Source organism: Castellaniella sp. (genome assembly GCF_034007085.1).
GTDB lineage: Bacteria > Pseudomonadota > Gammaproteobacteria > Burkholderiales > Burkholderiaceae_B > Castellaniella.
On sequence record NZ_JAVERO010000201.1, the window covers coordinates 1 to 2,901 of the forward strand.

Genomic DNA, 2,901 nt, shown 5'->3' on the forward strand with positions numbered 1-2,901 from the left:
CGCCGGATTCTTCGGCGATGATGCCGATGTCCGGGGTCCGGGTGCGCAGGATGTCGATGATGGCCTGTTCGGCTTCGCGGTCGGCCTGGGATACCAGATCGTTGCGCATCTTGTGGTCGATCACCAGGTCTGCGCGGTGCAGGGCATGAGTTTGTAGAATGGCGGCTGCGGCATGCGCCGCCGTGACGGCGGCATCCAGGCAGTCTGCCGACAGGAAATGCGAACTGGACATGACGCGTTGATTTCCGTGAAGCGCCCACATGGCCGCCAGCCGGCCCGCGTGGCGTGTTATGCCATTGTACGTGACCACTGCAAGAGCGTTTTCCGTGTCGGATGCTTATCAGATGTTGAAACCGGCCGTCTGGCACGAGGATGCCCGAGGCGTGCCGCGCAGCCTGGAATATGGGGATTTCTATTTCGGTGCCGCTGGGGCGCTGCCGCAGGCCAGGCATATCTTTCTGGGGGGCAACGGGCTGCCCGGGCGCTGGCGTGGGCGGGCAGCGTTTACGATTGCCGAGACTGGTTTCGGGCTGGGACACAACTTTCTGGCCACGTGGCGGGCCTGGCTGGATGATCCGGAACGCAGCCGCCGACTGCATTACCTGGCGTTCGAGGCGCACCCTTTCAGGGGTGAGGATCTGCTGCGGGCCTGGGATCGGCTGCCGGACGATCATCGGTCGCTGGCCCTGGAACTGGCCGGGCGCTGGCCTGCCCTGCTGCCGGGCGTCCATCGGCTCGACCTGCAGGACGGTCGGGTCACCCTGACCCTGTTGTTTGGCGACATCCGTCGCCTGGCGCGCCAGGCGCAGGCCCGTGTCGATGCGTTTTTCCTGGACGGTTTTGCGCCCCGGGCCAATCCCGACATGTGGTCGCCCACCGTCTTCGGCCAGTTGCGGCGTCTGGCAGTGGCGGGCGCTACGGCGGCCACCTGGTGTTCGGCGGGACAGATGCGGCGTGATTTGCGTGACGCCGGCTTCCTGGTCGAGCGCTTTCCAGGCATTGCCGGCAAGCGTGACATGACAGCGGCCGTGCTGCGCCCTGGCCTGGGGGTTGCGTCCGGTGTTCCGGTCCGTTGCCGGGTGGCGGTGGTGGGTGGCGGCCTGGCGGGCGCTGGGGTGGCGCAGGCCCTGGCCGGGCGAGGCCACGAGGTCGAGGTCTGGGACCCGCAGTGCGCCCTGGATCTTGAACCCGCCCTGCGGCGCCGGGGGGCGGCCGCATTGGTGCCTGCCCTGAGCCCGGATGATGATACGCGCGCACGCCTGAGCCGCGCCGGTCTGGCCCGGGCCCGGGCCCGCTGGCTGGGACTGGGTGGGATCGCCCGGCCACAGGCGTGTGGAGCGCTGGTATGCGCGCAGTCGGAAGCGCAGGCCGGGGGGCAGCGTGCCGCCCTGGCGCGGCTGGGCTTTCCGGAAGATTGGGTGCGCTGGCTTGATCCTCTGCAGGCGGGGTTGCAGGCTGGGGTGGGCGTTTCCTGGGGCGGTCTCTGGTTCCCGGACGCCTTGAATGTCTGTCCTGGTGAGTTGATTGCCGCCTTGCTGGGGCTGCCGGGCGTGACGCGCCGGGCTGCTGCCATTGGGACGGTGGCCCCGGCGAACGGCGGCGGCTGGCTGCTGCGCAGCCCCTCAGGCCAGACCGTCGGGCAGGCCGATCATGTGGTTCTGGCCAATGCACTGCAGGCGCGGGTGTTGCTGGCGGCGGTGGTTCCGGTCGAGCATTTTCCGGTGCTGGCCGGGCTCGCGCCCCTGGCAGGCCAGGTCAGCCTGTACCCGGCAGGGGCGTCCGATGTGCCGCATTGCGTCCTGTCAGGGCGTGGCTACTGCCTGCCGCCCAGGGACGGCTGGGGCGTGGCTGGCAGTACCTATCGGCCCGATGTGTCCGAGGCGGCAGTGGACGAGGCCGGTCACCGCGACATCCTGGCGCGCGTGCAAGGGTGGATCAATGCGCAGGACATCCCCTGGCTGGGGCGTGGCGCGGCCACTGGCTGGGCTGGCTGGCGGGCGGCCACGCGCGACCATCTGCCTGTGATCGGTGCGGTGCCGGACCGGCCTGGACTGTGGCTGGCGTGCGCCTATGGATCACGTGGACTGAGCTGGTCCGCGCTGGCGGGGGAGCTGATTGGTGCCTGGATGGATGGTGAGCCAGTGCCTATCGAACGCGAACTGGCGCGGCGCATCGGCTTGCGCTGATGACATGTCCGAATGCGGCGCATATTCCAGAGCGTGACCGGTTCCGGGCGGTGTCAGACACGCCCGTCAGACACGCCCTTTTCATCCAGGGATTTTATTTTATGGCGTAAATCCGTCAGAATAACGTCTTTTGCAAGACTCATGCGGGTAGAGTGCCCAGAGGATCACGCTGTGTCGCCCACCATCGAATTGGCGGACCAAGTTTTTGAGACCGGCCCGGTCGTGACGACGCCTTCTTGCGTCGAATGGGCGTTTCACGCCGATGAATGGCGTTTGCGGATCGAGGCCCATGCGCCAGGGGTCTTCCGGCTGCGCTGCGGGCCGCGCGCCTGGCTGGAACCCGGCAAGCCGACGTTACGCATGCAGCGCCAGGCGGACATGCTGCTGGCGCGCCAGGAACCCGTTGGCGAAATGGAATGTCAGGCAGTCGCATCGGGCGGCTGGCGCCTGACGCAGGGCGAGGCTATCCTGGAAATCGGCTCCGCCACCGGCTTGCGACTGTTCCGCAGTGATCGGTGCGTGGCCCAGGCTCGCTTGCCGATCCGGACATCCATCGATGATGAAGATCTGTGGGCCCTGGATTGGGTGCTGGATCCTGCCGAAGGCTTATACGGACTGGGCGAATCTCAGGCCAGCCTGGATCGTCGGGGGGCTTGCCTGGTGTCCGATCTGCCGGCAGACCGGGCGTTGCCCCTGGCCTGGGGCACGGGCGGGT

General features: G+C 67.8%; 2 protein-coding genes and 1 pseudogene. 2 read left to right on the forward strand and 1 reads right to left on the reverse strand.

What is annotated here, in order from left to right:
* Window positions 1–232 (reverse strand): inositol monophosphatase family protein (locus RBR29_RS11670; protein ID WP_320349458.1); only part of this gene is annotated, 232 nt, incomplete at its 3' end.
* A gap of 112 nt (window positions 233–344) precedes the next feature.
* Here RBR29_RS11670 and mnmC point away from each other — a divergent pair.
* Together mnmC and RBR29_RS11680 are read left to right on the forward strand one after the other, a co-directional pair.
* The gene (gene mnmC / locus RBR29_RS11675) at window positions 345–2,186 is read left to right on the forward strand and encodes an FAD-dependent 5-carboxymethylaminomethyl-2-thiouridine(34) oxidoreductase MnmC (RefSeq protein WP_320349459.1); all 1,842 of its coding nucleotides are present in this window, start codon (window positions 345–347) and stop codon (window positions 2,184–2,186) included.
* A gap of 222 nt (window positions 2,187–2,408) precedes the next feature.
* Window positions 2,409–2,901: pseudogene (locus RBR29_RS11680) on the forward strand (glycoside hydrolase family 31 protein); the annotation flags it as partial.